Annotated in this window: 14 protein-coding genes and 1 riboswitch; of the genes, 2 read left to right on the top strand and 12 right to left on the bottom strand. The window is 73.2% G+C overall.

Features of this window, described 5'->3' with window-relative positions; genetic code table 11:
- Position 1 precedes the first annotated feature (1 nt).
- Together BM085_RS13835 and BM085_RS13830 are read left to right on the top strand one after the other, a co-directional pair.
- Positions 2-688: a response regulator transcription factor gene (locus BM085_RS13835; RefSeq protein WP_093887388.1), complete on the top strand. Its 687-nt coding sequence runs from the start codon at positions 2-4 to the stop codon at positions 686-688.
- Between the two features lie 9 nt (positions 689-697).
- Entirely contained in the window at positions 698-1,975 is a 1,278-nt protein-coding gene (locus tag BM085_RS13830; protein ID WP_093887387.1) for a HAMP domain-containing sensor histidine kinase, read from the top strand.
- Between the two features lie 372 nt (positions 1,976-2,347).
- Here BM085_RS13830 and BM085_RS13825 read toward each other — a convergent pair whose 3' ends face one another.
- From BM085_RS13825 to def, 12 genes are all read right to left on the bottom strand, one after another.
- Positions 2,348-2,806, bottom strand: a complete 459-nt coding sequence (locus BM085_RS13825; protein WP_093887386.1) for a PH domain-containing protein — start codon at positions 2,804-2,806, stop codon at positions 2,348-2,350.
- Positions 2,807-3,083: 277 nt separating this feature from the next.
- Positions 3,084-3,554, bottom strand: coding sequence for a 6,7-dimethyl-8-ribityllumazine synthase (gene ribH / locus BM085_RS13820; protein ID WP_093887385.1), 471 nt, complete (start codon positions 3,552-3,554; stop codon positions 3,084-3,086).
- A 55-nt stretch (positions 3,555-3,609) separates the two neighbouring features.
- A complete protein-coding gene (locus tag BM085_RS13815; protein ID WP_093887384.1) occupies positions 3,610-4,824 on the bottom strand; it encodes a bifunctional 3,4-dihydroxy-2-butanone-4-phosphate synthase/GTP cyclohydrolase II in 1,215 nt (404 codons plus the stop codon).
- Positions 4,821-5,483 carry a nicotinamide riboside transporter PnuC gene (pnuC, locus tag BM085_RS13810; protein WP_093887383.1) on the bottom strand — a complete coding sequence of 221 codons (663 nt, stop codon included), beginning with the start codon at positions 5,481-5,483 and terminating at the stop codon, positions 4,821-4,823. The genes BM085_RS13815 and pnuC overlap by 4 nt, the downstream gene beginning before the upstream one ends.
- On the bottom strand, positions 5,480-6,088 hold the full coding sequence (locus tag BM085_RS13805; RefSeq protein ID WP_093887382.1) for a riboflavin synthase: 609 nt from the start codon (positions 6,086-6,088) through the stop codon (positions 5,480-5,482). Before BM085_RS13805 ends, pnuC begins: the two co-directional genes overlap by 4 nt.
- Positions 6,089-7,255 (bottom strand): bifunctional diaminohydroxyphosphoribosylaminopyrimidine deaminase/5-amino-6-(5-phosphoribosylamino)uracil reductase RibD, encoded by a 1,167-nt coding sequence (gene ribD / locus BM085_RS13800; protein ID WP_218158704.1) that lies wholly within the window; start codon positions 7,253-7,255, stop codon positions 6,089-6,091.
- Positions 7,256-7,358: 103 nt separating this feature from the next.
- A riboswitch (FMN riboswitch) is annotated at positions 7,359-7,489 on the bottom strand.
- Positions 7,490-7,624: 135 nt separating this feature from the next.
- Positions 7,625-8,452 (bottom strand): oxygenase MpaB family protein, encoded by an 828-nt coding sequence (locus tag BM085_RS13795; RefSeq protein WP_177245096.1) that lies wholly within the window; start codon positions 8,450-8,452, stop codon positions 7,625-7,627.
- Positions 8,453-8,671: 219 nt separating this feature from the next.
- Positions 8,672-9,328 (bottom strand): ribulose-phosphate 3-epimerase, encoded by a 657-nt coding sequence (rpe, locus tag BM085_RS13790; protein ID WP_086577349.1) that lies wholly within the window; start codon positions 9,326-9,328, stop codon positions 8,672-8,674.
- 224 nt (positions 9,329-9,552) lie between these two features.
- Complete coding sequence (gene asnB / locus BM085_RS13785; RefSeq protein ID WP_342742882.1) at positions 9,553-11,427, bottom strand: asparagine synthase (glutamine-hydrolyzing); 1,875 nt, start codon at positions 11,425-11,427, stop codon at positions 9,553-9,555.
- 182 nt (positions 11,428-11,609) lie between these two features.
- Positions 11,610-13,103 (bottom strand): RsmB/NOP family class I SAM-dependent RNA methyltransferase, encoded by a 1,494-nt coding sequence (locus tag BM085_RS13780; RefSeq protein WP_143120913.1) that lies wholly within the window; start codon positions 13,101-13,103, stop codon positions 11,610-11,612.
- Between the two features lie 5 nt (positions 13,104-13,108).
- Positions 13,109-14,038 carry a methionyl-tRNA formyltransferase gene (gene fmt / locus BM085_RS13775; protein WP_093887378.1) on the bottom strand — a complete coding sequence of 310 codons (930 nt, stop codon included), beginning with the start codon at positions 14,036-14,038 and terminating at the stop codon, positions 13,109-13,111.
- Between the two features lie 5 nt (positions 14,039-14,043).
- Entirely contained in the window at positions 14,044-14,592 is a 549-nt protein-coding gene (gene def, locus BM085_RS13770; protein ID WP_093887377.1) for a peptide deformylase, read from the bottom strand.
- Between the last annotated feature and the right edge of the window lie 66 nt (positions 14,593-14,658).

Genomic DNA, 14,658 nt, shown 5'->3' with positions numbered 1-14,658 from the left:
CGTGGCACAGTTGCTCCTCGTCGAGGACGACGCCCAGGTCAGGTCCGCGCTGACCCGCGCGCTCACCGAACGCGGGCATGCCGTCACGTCCGCTTGCGCGGGCATGCCGGGGCTGACGCGGGCACTGGAGGACCGGCCCGACCTGGTCGTGCTCGATCTGGGCCTGCCCGACCTCGACGGCTGCGAGGTACTGCGCATGCTACGCGCCGTCAGCGCCGTCCCGGTCATCGTGGCGACCGCGCGCGACGACGAGCCGGAGATCGTCCGGGCGCTGGACGCCGGAGCCGACGACTACGTCGTCAAGCCGTTCAGCGCGGCCCATCTGGACGCCCGGATCCGGGCCGTGCTGCGCCGGGGCAGGGAGACCGACGCCGAGCCGGTGCCGGTACGGGTCGGCGGGCTGCTCATCGAGCAGGCGGGCCGGGAGGCCTTCCTCGACGGCGTCCGCCTCGACCTGACTCCGAAGGAGTTCGACCTGCTGCACTATCTCGCGGTCCGCCCCGGCCAGGTCGTCTCCAAGCGGGAACTGCTCACCGAGGTGTGGCGGATGGCGTACGGCGGCGCCGACAAGACCGTCGACGTGCACCTGTCGTGGCTACGCCGCAAACTCGGCGAGAGCGCCCAGGCCCCCCGCTACCTGCAGACCGTCCACGGCGTCGGCGTGAAGATCGTCGACCCGGGCCCCTGAGGCCGGACGATGAGGCGACGCCTGGCCCTGCTCGCGGTGGCGACCACCTCGCTGGTCCTGGTCGCCTTCCTCGTGCCGCTCGCCGTACTGGTCAGCACGGTCGCCGCCGAGCGGGCCACGGCCGCCGCCACCGCCAAGGCGCAGTCACTGGCCGCCGTGGTGGCGCTGGGCGACCGCGACAGCCTCGACGCCACCCTGCGCCAGGTCAACGGGTCCACCGACACGCCGATCACGATCTTCCTGCCGGATCGCACGTCGCTCGGCGCCCCGGCCTCCTGGGACCCCGCCGTCGAGCTGGCCGCGCGTGGGCGCAGCATCACCATGGAGACCCCGGCGGGCCGGGAGATCCTGGTGGCCGTCCAGGGAGGGGGCGACGGCACCTCGGTCATCCGCACGTTCGTGAGCGCCGAGCGGCTCCGGCAGGGAGTCGGGCGGGCGTGGCTCGTGCTGGGCCTGATCGGGCTGGCGCTGCTCACGGTCGGCATCGTCGTCGCCGACCGGCTCGCCCGCTCGCTGATCCAGCCGGTCCGACAGGTCGCCGGCCTCTCCCGGCGGCTGGCCCGCGGCGATCTGGACGCGCGGGTGGAGCCGGCGGGCCCGCCCGAGATCCGTGACGTCGGCACCGCCCTCAACCATCTGGCCGCCCGCATCCGCGAGCTGCTCGCCCGCGAGCGCGAGGCGGTCGCCGATCTCTCCCACCAGCTGCGCACCCCCGTCACGGCGCTGCGGCTGGAGGCCGAGACCCTGCGCGACAAGGACGAGGCCGCGCGGGTGGGAGAGGCCGTCGACACCCTCGAACGCATGGTCACCCAGGTGATCCGGGAGGCCCGGCGGCTCGGCCGGGGCGGCGTGGCGCGCTGCGACGCCACCGAGGTGATCACCGATCGGGTCACCTTCTGGTCGGCGCTCGCCGAGGACCAGGACCGGCCGGTGGGGCTCCGCCTGCCCGGCACCCCGATCCCCGTCGGGGTCAGCGCGCAGGACCTGGCCGCCTGCGCCGACCTGCTGCTGGAGAACGTGTTCGCCAACACGCCCGACGGCACGCCCTTCACCGTCGAACTGGCGCCCCGGCCGGGCGGCGGCGCCCTGCTGGTGATCACCGATGAGGGCCCCGGATTCCCCTATCCCGCCCCGGTCGACCGCGGGATCAGCGGCAGGTCCTCCACCGGTCTGGGGCTCGACATCGCACGCCGTACGGCGGAGGGCTCCGGCGGCCGGCTGCGGGCCGGTCCGGCCCCGTCGGGAGGGGCCGAGATCATCCTCGAACTCGGCCCGGCCCCGTCCTGACGAGACTTAACGATTCGTTAGGAACACCGCAGCGTTTTGCTATCCGGCGCCCTGGCAGCCTGGAGGGGTCATCGTACTCCCGACATCGCGGGACGCCACGGGGATCCGGAGCCCGGGACGGCCGGCGAGGATGACGCGGCTGCCTCACGGAAGGCTCTTCCGTGGCGGTGGAGTGAAGATCGTCAGCCGGAGGGCCGGCAGCCGGGGAGACGGCAGCCAGGACGCCCACGACCAGGAGGACCACAGCCGGAGCGGCGAGAACGGAACCCGCCGATCGACTGAGATCACGTCGCATGCGGCCGGGCCCCCTGCCCGTCGCGGGTGGGGGGCCCGGTCGTGCCCGCGGCCTCCGGCGGCCCACCCGAGGAGGGTCTAGCGGGTCTCCTCGGCCTCGCCGCGCTCCCGGATGAGTGCGGCGAGCTCGCGCACCTGCCGCACGGTCCGGTCCTTCTCCGACCCCTGCAGTCCCATGGCCCCGATCGTCGCCCCGTCGGCGAAGTCGATCTTCGCCCAGGGCTCGCTCTGGGTCAGGGTGACCCCCAGCACCTCCGGCCACTCGTAGCGGTGCACCCGCAGCGGGTTGACCACGGTGATCCCCCGCTCGTCGGCCTCGACCCGGCAGCGCCCCAGCAGATGCAGCACTCCGGCGATCAGGCCGCCGAGCACGACCATGGCGACCTTGTCGACCAGGGTGAACGGCGGGGGCAGGAAGACCGCCATCAGCAGCGCCCCCAGCACGATCGCCGCGGCGAAGCCGTACGGCACGATCCGCCCCATCTTCGGCCGCCACACCACGGGAAGCTCAGGCGGAGGGACACTCTCGGGGCTCACTTGAAGATCACGATCCTTCGGGAAAAGCGCCGGTCATAACCGGTGTGACTACCGGGACAGTGCCGAATGAAATTTACCGCACGGCCCCGCCGGCCATGACTCCGCACGGAGGGTCCGAAGATCCTCCCTTTCCGTCCGCCGCTTCCGCCCGCCGCGGAGCACGGCGGGCGTCGCGCGGCGGGGCAGTCACGCAGGAGGGCAGTCGCGCGGCGGGGCTGTCGCGCGGCGGGGCAGGAGGCATCCGGTCCCGCCGCTGGCGCGTTCCCGGCGCTCCCGCCTACCCCCGGAGGTCTCTCAGCAGCAGGGCGGTCTCCAGGGCCGCCACGGTCGCCTCGTAGCCCTTGTCCTCGTGGCTGCCCGGCAGCCCCGAGCGGTCGACGGCCTGGTCGAGGGAGTCGCACGTCAGCACGCCGTTGCCGACCGGGGTCTCCTCGTCGAGGGCGACCCGCGTCAGGCCGGAGGTCACCGAGTCGCAGACGTATTCGAAGTGGGCGGTCCCACCCCGGATCACCGCCCCCAGGGCGACGACCGCGTCGTACCGCCTGGCCAGGGCCTGGGCCACGACCGGGATCTCCAGGGTCCCGGCCACGCGGACCACGGTCACGGTGGCGCCGCTGTCCTCGCCGGCCTGCACGGCCCGCGCCACGAGCTGATCGGTGATCTTCTCGTGCCAGCGGGCGGCCACGACGCCGACGGTCAGTCCGCCGGCGTCGACGGCGGAGATCCTCGGTCGTCCGGCGCCGCTCATGCGAGCCCCCCGCCCAGCGGCCCGGAGTGCGCCTCCGCGAGCGCGTCCCGCCTGATCATGCCTTCTCCTCCTGGATGTCGTGGCCGAGGCGTTCGCGCTTGGCCGTCAGGTATTTCTCGTTGTAGGGGTTCATCGCCACCGGCATCGGCTCACGGCCGAGCACCTTGATGCCGTACCCGTCCATGCCCCGCAGTTTGGCAGGGTTGTTGGTCAGCAGCCGGACCGACTTGACGCCCAGGTCGGCGAGGATCTGCCCGGCGTTGGAGAACTCCCGGGCGTCCACCGGCAGCCCGAGCTCCAGGTTCGCGTCCACGGTGTCCCGGCCGTCGTCCTGCAGGCTGTACGCCTTGAGCTTGGCCAGCAGGCCGATCCCGCGTCCCTCGTGCCCGCGCAGGTAGACGACCACGCCCCGGCCCTCGGCGGCGATCTCGGACATCGCGTGGTCGAGCTGCACCCCGCAGTCGCACCGCAGCGACCCGAGCACGTCTCCGGTCAGGCACTCGGAGTGCGCGCGGACCAGGATGTTCTCGCCGTCCTCGATGTCGCCGTAGACCAGGGCCAGGTGCTCGCCGCCGTCCAGCGCGCTCGCGTAGCCGTACGCGCGCCAGCTGCCGTACCTGTTCGGCAGGAGCGTCTCGGCGACCCGGGTCACCATCCGCTCGCTGCGCCGCCTGAACTCCACGAGCTGCTCGATCGAGACCAGCGCCAGGTCGTGCTCGTCGCAGAACTCGCGCAGCTCCGGCAGCCTCTTCATGGTCCCGTCGTCGTTGACGACCTCGGCGAGCGCGCCCGCCTGGCTCAGTCCGGCGAGCCTGGCCAGGTCGACGGCCGCCTCGGTGTGGCCGCGCCGGACCAGCACGCCGCCCTCGCGGTAGCGGAGCGGGAAGACGTGGCCGGGCCGTACCAGCTCGAACGGCTCGGTGGCCGAGTCGCACAGGGTGCGGATGGTCCTGGCCCGGTCCGACGCGGAGATGCCGGTGCTCACCCCGTCGCGGGCGTCCACACTGATCGTGTAGGCGGTGCGGAGGCGTTCCCTGTTGTCGTTGACCATCAGCGGCAGGCCGAGCCGGTCGAGGTCCTCGCCGCGCATCGACACGCAGATCACACCGCTGGTGTGCCGGATGGTGAAGGCCAGCAGCGCCGGCGTGGCCTTCGCCGCGGCGAAGATGATGTCCCCTTCGTTCTCGCGGTTCTCGTCGTCGACGACCACTACGGGCCTACCCTCGCGGATGTCGGCGATCGCCCTCTCGATCGGGTCCAGCTTGATCACACCGCCTCCTTGGGAACGAGTACGGTCCTCGACCGGTACTCCTTTAGCCAGTTGAAGAATCCGACCAGGACGAGCACGAAGAAGACTCCGTACACCGCCCCGGAGACGACCAGTCCCGAGCTGAAGGCCAGCGGCACCCCGACCAGGTCCACCGCGATCCAGATCAGCCAGAAGTCGACCAGTGCGCGGCCCTGTGCCCAGGTGGCGACCGCGCTGCCGACGAAGATGTAGGAGTCGGCGAGCACCAGCAGGTACCCCTTGGGCGGCGGGACGGAGGCGCCCCAGGAGAGCCCGGTGACGAAGAAGATCACGCCGACGGCGAGGGTGCCCAGGAGCATGACCCCGACCAGGGCGAGCCGTTCGGAGCCGGTCGCGGGGCGTACGGCCAGCTCCCGGCCGTCCTGGGTGCCGCGCGTCCAGCGCCACCAGCCGTAGACGGCCAGGGCGCCGAACATGACCTGCTTGAGCGCGTTGCCCGTGATGTGGGCGTTGATCGAGGCGACGAGCAGCAGCACCGAGGCGGTGAGCTGGACCGGCCAGGTCCAGATCGACTTGCGGATGGCCAGCAGCACGGTGGCCAGGGCGGCCACGTTCCCCACCAGGTCCGTCCAGAGGACCTTCGTGCCGAAGACCTCGAACCCCGCCTCGGCCCAGTTCACGACCTGCCCCCGAGACCGTACGCGCCCACGAGCTTCTCCACGTGCTTGGCGATCACGTCCACCTCCAGGTTCACCGGGTCGCCCGGCTGCTTGGCCCCGAGGGTGGTGAGCTGCAAAGTGGTCGGGATCAGGCTGACGGCGAACCCGTTGCCGTCCACGCCGACCACGGTCAGGCTGACGCCGTCCACCGCGATCGAACCCTTCTCGACCACGTAGCGGTTCAGCTCGGCGGGGAGGGCGAACCGGACGACCTCCCAGTGCTCGCCGGGCTCGCGCGACAGCAGCACGCCCGTCCCGTCCACGTGGCCCTGCACGATGTGGCCGCCCAGCCGCTGGTCGGCGCGGACCGCGCGCTCCAGGTTGACCCGGGAGCCGGGCCGCAGCGCCCCGAGGCAGCTGCGGTCGAGGGTCTCCTTCATCACGTCGGCGGTGAACACCTCCCCGTCCACCTCCACCACGGTCAGGCAGACGCCGTTGACGGCGATGGAGTCGCCGTGCCCGGCGTCGGCGGTGACGACCTTGCCCCGGATCGACATCCGGGCCGCGTCCCGCAGCGGCTCGATCGCGGCGATCTCGCCCAGTTCCTCAACGATTCCGGTGAACATTCACAGCTCCTTCAGGGGTACCGGCCGGGCGGTCAGACGCAGGTCCGGCCCGGTGGGGGTGACATCCTCGAACTCCAGGCGGTGGGTCTCGGCGATCGTGGCCGCGCCCGCCGGGCCGAGCGCGGCGGCTCCCTCGCCCAGCAGCGCCGGGGCGAGGTAGCCGACGACCCGGTCGATCAGTCCCTCCTTCAGGAAGGAACCCGCGAGGGTCGGCCCGCCTTCCAGCAGCACGCCGACGATCTGGCGGCGGTGCAGCTCGGCCAGGAGCCCCGCCAGGTCGATCCCGTACGGCCGCCGCGCCAGCCGTACCACCTCGGCCCTGGACGCGAGCGCGTCGGCGTCGGCGTCGGCGGCGACCGCGACCAGCGTGGGCGCCGGGCCGTCCAGGACGCGGGCGGTGAGCGGGGTGCGGGCGTCGCTGTCGACGACCACGCGGAGCAGCGGCCTCGGGGCGGGGGCGCCGTCCCCCGGCGGGCGGGCATCGGTGCCGGTACGGCCGGCCGGGGGGCCGGGACCGTCGGCGGGGGCGCCGTCTCCGGGCGGGCGGCGGACGGTGAGCCGGGGGTCGTCGGCGAGGACGGTGCCGATGCCCGCGATGATCGCGTCGGCCTCGCCGCGCAGGCGGTGCACGTCGGCGCGGGACTCCGGCGAGGTGATCCACTGGCTGGTGCCGTCGGCGGCGGCCGAGCGGCCGTCCAGCGTGGCGGCGTACTTCCAGGTGACGTGCGGCCGGCCGAGCCGGACGGAGGTCAGCCATTCGGCGTTGCCGCGCTCGGCCTCCGCGGCGAGCACGCCGGTGGTGACGGCGACGCCGTGCCGGGTGAGCCGGTCGGCGCCGCCGGCGGCCGCGGGGTTGGGGTCGCTCACCGCGACGACGACGCGGGCGATCCCGGCCTCCAGCAGGGCGAGCGCGCAGGGCCCGGTGCGGCCGGTGTGGTCGCAGGGTTCGAGGGTGACGTACGCGGTGCCGCCCCTGGCGCGTTCTCCGGCGGCGCGCAACGCGACCACCTCGGCGTGCGGGCCGCCGGCGTAGACGTGGAAGCCCTCCCCCACGACCTGTCCGGCGGCGTCGAGGACGACGCATCCGACGACGGGGTTGGGGCTGGTGGTGCCGCGCCCGCGCGCGGCGAGCTCGATCGCCCGGCGCATGTGCGCCTGATCAGTCACCCGGGTCTCCTACTCGCCAGTAGCTTGCTCTGCCACGGCGGGCCCCGGGGGATAACAGGTGCATGCACCCAGTCAGCGGAGGGTGCCTGAGGGCACTCTCCGCTCGCGCGCTTCCTCCCATCCGGACTTTAACCGTCGGTCCCGGAATTTCACCGGGTCAACCGGTCGATGGCTTCGACCGGGTCGCGGACTGTAACCGCCGGTTCGGATTTTCACCGACCCCGGAGCACGCTGCTTGCCTGTCGGGTCGTTCGTCCTTCCGGACTCGCTCCCCGTATCCTCAGTGTGCCATGCCCGACAAAGGGCAGGAACACCCCTATATTATGTTGACCAAGCGAGCGCTTGGTCAACAGCCGCTCGGCGGGCGGGCTACGCGGCCCGCTCGGCCGTCACCCGCCGCGCCCTGCGGGCGTCCGGGGCGTATCTGACCGGGGCGGGCACCAGGCCGATCCCGGCGTGCAGCCCCTTCAACGTGGCCGTCGCCCACAGGTCGCCGAGCGGCGTGGCGGGCAGGCCGTACAGCCGGCGGGCCCAGCGCGGCAGGGTCGCGAAGGCCAGCACGGTGAGCATCGGGATGACCGGCTTGAGCGGGAGGAGATAGGTGGGAAGCGGCGCGTTCAGGGACTGGCTGAGCGACTGGCGCAGCGGGTGGGGCACCTCGGGGGCGAAGTAGAGACCGGGACGGACGCCCTGGACGTAGTCGCGCATCTCGCCGACCGAGCCGGGCACGTCGTCCGGGCGGAGGCCGACGACCTCCGCGGCGCGGCGCCATTCGTCGACGAACCGGTCGGCGTCCTCGTCGCTCAGGCGTACCCCCGCCCGGCGGGCGACCGACAGGTAGGAGTCGACCTCGCCGACGTGGACCCACAGGAGCGCGCCGGGGTCGTCGAGGCGGAACCGCTCGCCGGTGTCGGGATCGAGCGCGGTGAGCCGGGAGTGGATCTTCCTGACCCGGGCGCCCGCCTCGGCCACTTCGGCGCTCGTGCCGTAGGTGCGCACCCGGACGAACTCGGTGGTGCGCAGGAAGCGGGACCACGCCTCGGACGGGTCCATGAGCGCGGAGTTCTGTGCGACCCCGCGCATGGCCCGGGGGTGCAGCCCCTGCATCAGCAGCGCCCGGAACCCTCCGACCAGCAGGATCGGCTCTCCCATCACCCGCCAGGTCACCGAGCCCGGCCCGAACAGTCCGTGATCCATGGACCACCTCCCTTGCAAGTGATTGCTTACCCCATTCGCCCGGAGTGACTCCTTATCCGACCATGACATCACCGGGACGGCTCCGCGGCGGAACCGGGGTGGCCTCGCCACGCCCCCGGCGCGTTCACCCGCCATCGGCGCGGAGCCGGAGACGATGACGCCCGTTCACGGCCGTACCCCGGGGTGAGGTAGGGCCGTGGCGGGAGGTCCGGGCGGGGCTCAGCCCTTCTCGGCGCGGGCCCGCAGGGCGTCCACCGCGCGGGCCGGGTCCTCGGCGCCGTAGACGGCGTTGCCCGCCACGAACACGTCGGCGCCGGCTTCGGCGCAGCGCTCGATGGTCTGGTCCGACACACCGCCGTCCACCTGGAGCCAGACCTGGCCCCCGTGCTTGTCGATCAGGGCACGGGCCCGGCGGATCTTGGGCAGCACCACGTCGAGGAACTTCTGGCCGCCGAACCCGGGCTCGACGGTCATCAGCAGCAGCATGTCGATCTCGCCCAGCAGGTCTTCGTACGGCTCGACCGGGGTGGCCGGGTTCAGCGCGAAGCCGGCGCGGGCTCCGGCGGCGCGGATCTGGCGCAGGGTGCGGACCGGGGCCTTGGACGCCTCGGCGTGGATGGTCACGCTGCCCGCCCCGGCCTCGGCGTACGCCGGGGCCCAGCGGTCCGGGTCCTCGATCATGAGATGGCAGTCGAGCGGCGTCGAGGTGGCCCTGAGCAGGGACTCGACGACCGGCAGACCGAGTGTCAGGTTGGGCACGAAGTGGTTGTCCATGACATCCACATGCAGCCAGTCGGCGTTGGGGACCGCCGCGGCCGCCTCGGCGAGGCGGGCGAAGTCGGCGGACAGGATGCTGGGCGAGATCTGTACGGCCATGATGCGGCCGAGTCTATTGCGCGGTCACCGGACGCCCGTCACCGGCGGGCCGCCCGGACCCGGCCGGCGCGGACGCCGGCGGCGGCTCAGGAGTGCGGTGCGGGAGGGGCCGGCGGGGCGGGAGGCGGCCGTCAAGCATCGACCAGCATACTCGTGACCTGCGGAGATACCGTATCCGAGCCCATGGGGCGCCCCTTCGGACCCGGGTGCGGCCGGCCTGCGGGTCAGATCTCGATCCGGGCGCCGTACTCCTCCAGCCAGGCGTTGAACTGGAGCAGCCCCTCCAGCGCCGCCCGGCTCCCCAGCGGGCCGCCGGGGCCCGCGGGCAGGACGAGCGCGGCCCGCGCCTTCTCCAGGTCGATCAGCGGCGCGACGGCCATGTCGCCGCGGTCGAGCAGCCGGGCCGTCTCCACACGGAGAGCCCGCTCGTAGGAGGGATCCTGCGTCGAGGGATAGGGGCTCTTGCGGCGCTCCAGGACCGAACGCGGCAGGACGTCCGCCGAGGCGGCACGGAGCAGGCTCTTCTCGTACCCGTCGAAGGTCTTCATCGCCCAGGGGGTGTTGAAGACGTACTCCACCAGCCGGTGATCGCAGAACGGCACCCGGACCTCCAGACCGACGGCCATGCTCATGCGATCCTTGCGGTCGAGCAGGATCTGCACGAACCGGGTGAGGTGCAGGTAGCCGATCTCCCGCATCCGCCTCTCCAGGCCGCTCTCACCCGGCAGCCGGGGCACCTCGGCCAGCGCCTGCCGGTAGCTCTCGGCGCGGTAGCCGGGAAGGTCGAGCTTGCGCAGCAGGGACTCGTCGAGCAGCGCGCCCAGGCCGCCGTACCGCGCGATCCCCGGCGTCGCCAGCCACGGGAAGGTGTCGGCGCCGACCGCCTCGGGGTCGTGGAACCACCGGTAGCCGCCGAAGACCTCGTCGGCGGACTCCCCGGACAGCGCCACGGTGGAGTGGCCCCGGATCGCGTGGAACAGCAGGTAGAGCGAGACGTCCATGTCACTCACACCGATCGGCAGATCACGCGCCCGCAGGACCGCGGCGCGCGCGGCCGGGTCCATGAGGTCGGCGGAGTCCAGGACGATGTCGGTGTGGTCGGGGCCGATGTGCCGGACGACGTCGTGGACGTACGGCGCGTCGGGGGTGCCGCGCATCTCGTCGGGCTCGAAGTTGTCGCTGTAGCCGGCGAAGTCGACGGCGAACGACCGGATCCTGCCCGCCCCGCGCTCCCGCAGCGCCTTCGCGGCGAGCGCGGTGACGGCACTGGAGTCGAGGCCGCCGGAGAGCAGGCTGCACAGCGGCACGTCGGAGATGAGCTGGCGCCCGACGATGTCGTCCAGCAGCCCGCGCACGGTCCGGACGGTGGTGTCGAGATCATCGGTGTGCTCGCGCGACTCAAGCCGCCAGTAACGGCGCCGGCTCAGGCCCTGACGGCTCACCCGGACGAGCTGGCCGGGACGGACCTCGTACATCCCCCGGTAGATGCCGTGTTCCGGCGTCTTGACGAGGGCGAGCAGCTCACGCAGCCCGTCGGCGTCGACCACGGGCGGCTGGGCGAGCGGGTTGGCGAGGATCGCCTTGGGCTCCGAGCCGAACAGCACGCCCGCCGGGGTCGGCCGGTAGTACAGCGGCTTGATGCCCATCCGGTCGCGGACCAGCAGCAGCTCCGCACGGCGGGTGTCCCAGATCGCGAAGGCGAACATGCCGTTCAGCCGGGCGGCGAGGTCGTCGCCCCATTCGAGGTAGGCCCGCAGGACGACCTCGGTGTCGCTCCGGGTGCGGAAGCGGTGGCCGCGCGCGGCCAGTTCGGCGCGTAGCTCGCGGAAGTTGTAGACCTCGCCGCTGTAGGTGAGGACGGCGAGCGGCCGGCCGTCCTCCTCGGCGACCATCGGCTGCCTGCCGCCCTCGATGTCGATGACGGCGAGGCGGCGATGCCCCAGCGCCGCGTGCGGGGCGAGCCACAGTCCCTCGTCGTCGGGCCCGCGGCAGGCCATGGTGTCGGTCATGGCCTGGGCGACGCCCCGCGCCTGCCCGAGATCGCGATCGAAGTCCACCCAGCCGGAGATTCCGCACATCTCGACAACCCCACGTCTCATCGACGGCCGCCGCACATGTCGAACGGCCTGCCGTACGGCTCCATGCCGGGACGGGGCGCGGCGGCCGGCGGTCGTGGTCGAGCGCCGTCCCTGACGTTCACATCATTGGAACCCGCGGGGGCCGCCACGTCCATAGGGCACGCCCGACGACGGCCGGCACTCGCGACGGGCGCCCGGGAGGGTCAGCGCCGGCGTAGCAGCGCCAGGAACATCCCGTCGGTGCCGTGGCGATGGGGCCAGAACTGGGCATGGGGCCCCTCGCCCAGATCCGCCACCTCCGGGAGGTAGGCGCGCGCGTCGAGCGCCTCCACGTCGTCGCGGCCGCGCAGGGCGTCGCCGACCACGGCGACGGTCTCGGCCAGGTGGGGCGAGCAGGTGACGTAGGCGACGACTCCCCCGGGGCGGACGGCCTCCAGGGCCGAGGCGAGCAGCTCGCGCTGGAGCCTGCCCAGGTCCGGGAGGCTGCGGGGATCGCGCCGCCATCGAGCCTCCGGGCGGCGGCGCAGGGCGCCCAGGCCGGTGCAGGGGGCGTCGACCATGACCCGGTCGAAGACCCCCGGACGCCAGGCGGGGGCCGTGCCGTCGGCGGTGATCACCGCGGCCTCGCGGGTGGTCTGCCGGACCAGGCGGGCGCGGTGGTACTGGAGCTCGGCGGCCAGGAGGTTGGCGCCGCCCTGCACGGCGATGGCGTCCAGGAGCCCGGCCTTGCCGCCGGGGCCCGCGCACAGGTCGAGCCAGCGGGTGTCGCCACCGGCCACCGGGACGCGGGTCAGCGCCAGGGCGACGAGCTGGCTGGCCTCGTCCTGCACGGCGGCTCGCCCCTCGGCCACGGCGCCGATGGAACCGGGGTCGCCCTCGGTCAGATAGGCCCCGTAGGGGGAGTATTCGGCCCGCTGGGCTCCGGAGGCGAGAAGCTCGTCGAGCGACGCGCGGCCGGGCCGGGCGACCAGGGTGACACGGGGCCGCTCGTTGTCGGCGGCCAGCAGGGCTGCCGTCTCGTCGAAGTCGCCGCCCACGGCGTCGCGCATCGCGGTGACGATCCACCGGGGGTGGCTGTGCGTCACGGCCAGGTGGCCGACCGGGTCCTCGCCCCGGTCGGGGGCCACGATCGGCAGCCACTGCTCCAGGGAGCGGCCGGCGACCTTGCGCAGCACGGCGTTGGCGTATTTCGACGCGCCGGTGCCCACCCGCAGCCGTACCAGGTCGACGGTCGTGCCCACGGCGGCGTGCGGGGGGACCCGGGTCTTGAGCAGCTGGTGCACGCCCAGGCGGATGGCGTCGAGCAGCGGCGGGTCCAGGTCCTCGGGGGCCCGGTCGCTGCAGGCGGCGATGACCTCGTCGTAGGTGCCGAGGCCGCGCAGCGTGCCGTAGGCCAGCTCGGTGGCCAGGCCCGCGTCCCGCCCGGACAGGCGGCGCTCGCGCAGCAGCGCGGGCATCAGGAGGTTGGCGTAGGCGTCCCGCTCGTCCACGGCGCGCAGCAGGTCGTAGGCGGCGTTGCGGGCCTCGTCACGGACCGGCTTGGGCGGACGGCCGCCCCTGCCCCCGCCTGCGCCGCCGCCCCTGCCTGCGCCGCCGCCCCGGCCGCCGGGCGCGCCCGGCTGGCCGCCGCGTGAACGGCCTCCGGACCCACGCCCGCCACCGCGCGGAGCGTCTCCGCCGTTCCCCCGATTACTCATGATCCCTAGCCCAGCCGATCTTCGTCTGCGGGCCGCACACCGCGGGCCCACTCTCCCGCGCCCATCAGGCGCTTGCCCTGCGGCTGCACCTCACCCAGCTCGACCGGGTGGGTGGCCGTGCCGACCAGGACGGTGTTCTTGGAGGCCGCGATCCGCCCGGGGTCCAGAGCCGGGGCGTCGGGTGCCGGCCGTACCGGGCCGAGCTTGACCCGCTGGCCGCGGAACTCCGTCCACGCGCCCGGCGCGGGCGTGCAGGCGCGGATGAGGCGGTCCACCCGCATCGCGGGCGCGGACCAGTCGACCCTGGCGTCGTCCACGCCGATCTTCGGCGCGACGCTCACCCCGTCGGCGGGCTGAGGCACGGCCTCCAGCTTGCCGTCCTCGATCCCGTCCAGGGTCGCCACCAGCAGTCCGGCGCCGGACTCGGCGAGCCGGGCGAGCAGGTCGCCGCTGGTGTCGGCGGGCCGGACCTCCTCGGTGACCACGCCGTAGACCGGGCCGGCGTCCAGCTCCCTGACGATCTGGAAGGTGGCCGCGCCGGTGATCTGGTCGCCGTGCAGTACGGCGTGCTGCACCGGGGCGGCGCCGCGCCAGGCGGGCAGCAGCGAGAAGTGCAGGTTGACCCAGCCGTGACGCGGGATGTCCAGGGCGGACTGCGGCAGGAGGGCTCCGTAGGCCACCACCGGGCAGCAGTCCGGGTCGATCCGCCGGAGCCGCTCCAGGAACTCGGGGTCCCCCGCCTTCGGCGGCCTGAGGACCTCGATGCCCGCCTCCTCCGCCAGCTCGGCGACGGGGCTCGGGTGGACCTTGCGGCCCCGGCCCGACTGGGCGTCCGGCCGGGTGACGACGGCGACGACGTCATGGCGCGGCGAGTCGAGCAGGGCCCGCAGCGAGGGCAGGGCGGTGTCCGGGGTTCCGGCGAAGACCAGGCGCAAGGTTGTTACAGAGCCTTCCCGTGGGTGGCGTGCGGGGAGAACTTGAACGCGGGGGCCGACAGGCCGCTCCACTCCGCCTCGCGGATCTCCTTCATGGCGAGCTTGCGCTGCTTGAGATCCATCCGGTCGATGAACAGCACCCCGTCCAGGTGGTCGGTCTCGTGCTGGAAGCAGCGGGCCATCAGGTCGGTGCCCTCAAGGGTGACGGGCTCACCGTGCATGTTGAGGCCCGTCGCCACGGCCCGGATCGCCCGGGGCGTGGGGAAGGACAGGCCGGGGAAGGACAGGCAGCCCTCCTCGCCCTCCTCGTCCTTGTCCTCGGAGAGGTCGAGGTCGGGATTGATCAGATGCCCGAGCTGCTCGTCCACGTAGTAGGTGAAGACCCGGAGCCCGACCCCGATCTGCGGCGCGGCGAGGCCGGCCCCGGGGGCGTCCATCATCGTGTCGGTCAGGTCCTTGACGAGCTTGCGCAGCTCCTTGTCGAAGTCCTTCACCGGCTCGGCGGGGGTGCGCAGCACAGGGTCGCCGAAAAGGCGGATCGACTGAATGGCCAACAGGGCTCTCCTCACACTTTTCGGGGATTCCCACAGTCTAAGGGCCGTGGGGAGTGTCCCTCGGAT

It is taken from the genome of Streptosporangium canum (assembly GCF_900113865.1).
Taxonomy (GTDB): domain Bacteria; phylum Actinomycetota; class Actinomycetes; order Streptosporangiales; family Streptosporangiaceae; genus Streptosporangium; species Streptosporangium canum.
The sequence above is the reverse complement of the archived record's forward strand: the minus strand, read 5'-3'. Positions and strand labels throughout refer to the sequence as shown.